Here is a 4,099-nt window from a genome sequence, read left to right as displayed (position 1 = left end):
TATTGTACCATTTTGTTTTTAATTGACTATAATCCACTATAGTCCCGCTCATTCCCTCATTATGTGAAGTTTATTGGATAGAAAAAGGTCGTCTGAAAAACCGATTCGGATTTTCAGACGACCTTTGTTTGAATCGAAAGCTTGTTTATTCGATGACTTCTTCGGTTGTCGTGCTGCGGTAGGTAGAGCCGTTGAACGTCGGCACGGGCGGGGGCAGCAGGTTGTTGAGGGTTAGGGCTGCGGGGTTCAGGGTAGGGTAGCCACTGAAGGTTACGGTGTAGCCGCCGTTGGTTGTACTGTGGATTTTGGCATGTGCGCCTAATGGGAAGGTGCTTTTATTGGTAATGTGTCCGAAGGGGAAGCCTGTCAGGACGGGGACTTTGGCGGTGCGTGAGACGTGGTTGACGACAGCGGAGAAGTCGTAGCTTGAGTCGTACACATCGCGAATGGTGCCCATGCGGAAGTCGCCGAAGATGATGGCGCGTTGTTTTTGCAGGATGCCTGCAAGATAAAGCGTGTTCAACATGCGTTCGATGCGGTAGGGTTGTTCGCTGACGTCTTCGACGAACAGGATGCCGCCTTGGATGTCGGGCATATAGGGCGAGCCTGCGAGGGAGGCGAGAACGCTGAGGTTGCCACCCCATAAGGTACCTTCGACGTTGACGTTGGCACGTTGGATGGTGGGAACGTCGATAATGTTGACGTTGTTGGTGGTGCCGCGGATGAACGAATCCATGGTGAAGACGCTGGGTTCGGGTTTGCCGAATTCGCTGTAAACCATGGGGCCGGCGAAACTTACCATATTGCCTTTGGCGAGCAGGGCGAGTTGGACGGCGCAAACGTCGCTGAAGCCGAAGAACAAAGTACCGCGTTCGCGCATTCTGGCGCCGAGTGAGGCGAAGTCGATTTGCGGCAGGATGCGTGCCGCGCCGTAGCCGCCGCGCAAACCCATGAGGACTTTGGGTGTTTCAACGCGGCCGGTGGCGACCTCTTGGAAGTCGGCGGCACGTTGGGCGTCGGAGCCGGCGAAGCGTTGATAGCGCCGGCTGCCTGCTTGTTGGTTGGTCACGGTAAAACCTGCGTTATAGAGGCGGGTCAAGCCTGCGTTGACGCGGTTGGGGTCTTCGGCAAAGCCGGAAGGGGCGACGACGCGGAGGAGGTTGTCGCCGGAGCGTGGGGGATGGCTGGTTTTGGGCTGCACGGGTTGGGCTTTCGCTGTGTTGCCGGTTTGAGTGGACGGGGTAACGGTCGTGCCGGTGCCGCAGGCTTGCAGCAGTCCGGCTCCGGCTGCGGCGGAGCAGGCTCGGAGGAAATGGCGGCGGGAGGTTTGCCAGGTCATATGGTTTCCTTTGGTTGGGTTTCAGACGACCTTTTTGGCAGGGGTCGTCTGAAAATCGGTTGATATGCGGTATCCGATACGCCTATTGAGGTCGTCTGAATGTTACGCCAGCAGGGCTTTGACTTGTTCCGTCCAGTTGTCCGGCAGGGTCATGCCGTGTTCGCGGACGGGGGCTGCCCAAATCGGGGCGGGAAAGTTGGCATCGTTTTCAAAGCGGGCGATGACGTGCCAATGCAGATGGGGAACGACGTTGCCCAGGCTGGCAAGGTTGATTTTGGCGGGATGGAATACTTGGCGCATGGCGGCTTCGACTTTATACACCATTTCCATGATTTCGGCACGTTCGGTGGCTGAAAGGTCGGTCATCTCGGCGATGTGGTCGTTCCAGATGACGCGGCAGAATGCCGGGGCTGAGGCTTCGTTGTGGACGGCGATGACGCGCAGGTTTGGGGTTCGCAGCAAAATATCTTCGTTGTCGGCAGTGCAGATGGGGCAGGTCATGGGTTTTTCTTTCTCAGTCTGAATAGGAATCGGATGATTTCAATCAGGATTTTTAGAACGAGGTAAATGGCACTCAGAGATGTGAATGCGAAAAGCCACGGTTTAGGTATAAACCACCAAAATAAATAGGCGGGCGTGATTAAGTCGTCACATTCTTCGGCACTCTCAATGTGATCGCACAAGCCAAAGCGAAAAAAATCATAGACATCATGAAAGGGCGAATAGGCGAACATAAGCGCTCTGGGCGTCACACAAATCAATGCAATGATGGCAATCCAAAAGAATGGTTTGAGATGTTTGAGTGCAGTCATGGATGAAATGTTATAAAAATTTTGCCGCGCCCTGATTGGCAAGTTCGTCGGCTTTTTCGTTTTCAGGGTGTCCGGCGTGGCCTTTTACCCACGTCCAGCGGACTTCGTGCTGTTGAACCAAACTATCCAGCTCTTTCCATAAATCGTCGTTTTTCACCGGTTTTTTGGCGGCGGTTTTCCAGCCGTTTTTTTTCCAACCGTGTATCCAGCTTTCCATGCCGTTTTTGACGTATTGCGAGTCGGTACAGATGACGACTTGGCAGCGGCGTTTTAGGGATTTCAGGCCTTCGATGACGGCGGTCAGCTCCATGCGGTTGTTGGTGGTTTCCGCTTCGCCGCCGAACAGTTCTTTTTCATGTGCGCCGTAACGCATGAACACGCCCCAGCCGCCGGCGCCGGGATTGCCTTTGCATGCGCCGTCGGTGTAGAGATAGACGGGTTTGTCCATAAAATACCTTTGTGTGAAGAGCCATTATCATAACACAAGGCAGGAGGTCGTCTGAAAGCGGGGTTTGGGAATGGTTGGTTAAGCGGATGAATGGATGCCGCGCTGATTGGCGTTGCGCTTGTCGGCAATAGAAAACAGGTCGTCTGAAACGGTTTCAGACGACCTGTTTGGCTATGGGCGCGGTGTTAACTGCCTGCGCCGACGGTGTAAACCTTGCCGATGCTGTCGGGGTCTTGCAGAACGGCAGCAACAGCGGTGGCGAGTCCGTTTCGGCTCATGTAGTTTTTAGGGATGCCGTCGGGGTGGTCGGTCAGGATGTGGCGGTTGTCTTCGCTGTTGTCTAAGCCGCAGGGGCGGAGGATGGTCCAGTTCAGGCTGCTTTGTTTGAGGTAGATTTCGGCTTCGGTTTTGGCGCGGACGGCTTCGCCGAGGGCTTGTTTGAAGGGTTCGCTCATCATGTCCCATTGTTCGCCGCAGCCCATGCTGGTAATCAGGATGAAACGGGCTTGCGAGTTGGTGGCTTGGGCGGCGGCGATGATGTTGATGTTGCCCAGTGCGTCGCTGCGTATGCCTTGTTCGTTTTTGCCGCCGACGAAGCTGATGACGCTGTCGGGGCGGTATTGTGCGAACACTTTGTCGAGCGCATCGGCATCGAGCGCGTCGGCTACGGTCGTCTGAATGTGGTGTTCGCTGAAGAACGAATCTTCAGACGGCTTTCTTAATACGGCGACGGTGTCGGCGGGGTGGGTGAGCGTGCGGATGAATGCGCGGCCGGACGGGCCGTTGGCGCCGAAGATGAGTTGCATGGGGACTCCTTTGCGTGTCGGATGGTAAGGGGTTCAATAATTTGTCCACTTTGTTGTGGAAGAGTTGTGTGGGGTAAGGATTTTTGATTTTCAGACGACCTTGTTTGCATTTGAATGTTGTGTGGTCGTGGGCATAGCCCACGCTACGTTCCGACTATTGTTAAACTGAAACCCAAAAGCGTACCTCGCACGGTTCGTGCTTTGCCCTCTCCCTAACCCTCTCCCACGGGGAGAGGGGATGGGTTGGCGGGTAAACTCTAAGTGGCAGAAAAGCCCAAAACGGGGCTGTCGTAGCGTGGACTTCCCACGCGACTTTAACCCAAAGGTCGTCTGAAATCTGTATTTGGGTTTCGGTGAAACTTACTGCGTTCGTTTTAACTTCGTTGAAACTGCGTTTTCAGACGACCTTGTTGTGATTGATGCTGCGTGGTCGTGGGCATAGCCCACGCTACTTCTTTTGGGTTTTCTTTTGCGACAGAGTGGTGGTCGTCTGAAACGGGTAAAGCGGGTTTTATAACAACTGCCGTAGCGTGAGCTTTGTCTGCGGAATTGACTTACCGGTTTGGTGCTTTGCCCTCTCCCATCCCCTCTCCCACGAGGAGAGGGGATGGGGTGGCAGGGAAACTCCAAGTGGCAGAGAAGCCCAAAATGGTTGAATCTCAGTATCCTCAATCCCCTCTCCCCGTGGGAGAGG

The 4,099-nt window shown here is 54.6% G+C and carries 5 protein-coding genes; all 5 read right to left on the bottom strand.

Annotated elements, in window-relative coordinates; all coding sequences use genetic code 11:
- Positions 1–145 precede the first annotated feature (145 nt).
- Entirely contained in the window at positions 146–1,339 is a 1,194-nt protein-coding gene (locus HMPREF2572_RS03010) for an LD-carboxypeptidase (RefSeq protein WP_070496211.1), read from the bottom strand.
- Between the two features lie 102 nt (positions 1,340–1,441).
- Positions 1,442–1,840 (bottom strand): HIT family protein, encoded by a 399-nt coding sequence (locus HMPREF2572_RS03005; RefSeq protein ID WP_070496210.1) that lies wholly within the window; start codon positions 1,838–1,840, stop codon positions 1,442–1,444.
- Positions 1,837–2,151 (bottom strand): hypothetical protein, encoded by a 315-nt coding sequence (locus tag HMPREF2572_RS03000; RefSeq protein WP_070496209.1) that lies wholly within the window; start codon positions 2,149–2,151, stop codon positions 1,837–1,839. Before HMPREF2572_RS03000 ends, HMPREF2572_RS03005 begins: the two co-directional genes overlap by 4 nt.
- Positions 2,152–2,161: 10 nt before the next feature.
- Entirely contained in the window at positions 2,162–2,599 is a 438-nt protein-coding gene (gene rnhA / locus HMPREF2572_RS02995; protein ID WP_070496208.1) for a ribonuclease HI, read from the bottom strand.
- A 185-nt stretch (positions 2,600–2,784) separates the two neighbouring features.
- Positions 2,785–3,405, bottom strand: coding sequence for an NAD(P)H-binding protein (locus tag HMPREF2572_RS02990; RefSeq protein ID WP_070496207.1), 621 nt, complete (start codon positions 3,403–3,405; stop codon positions 2,785–2,787).
- Positions 3,406–4,099 lie beyond the last annotated feature (694 nt).

It is taken from the genome of Neisseria sp. HMSC064E01, from assembly GCF_001808875.1.
Lineage (GTDB): Bacteria > Pseudomonadota > Gammaproteobacteria > Burkholderiales > Neisseriaceae > Neisseria > Neisseria sicca_A.
The sequence above is the reverse complement of the archived record's forward strand: the minus strand, read 5'-3'. Positions and strand labels throughout refer to the sequence as shown.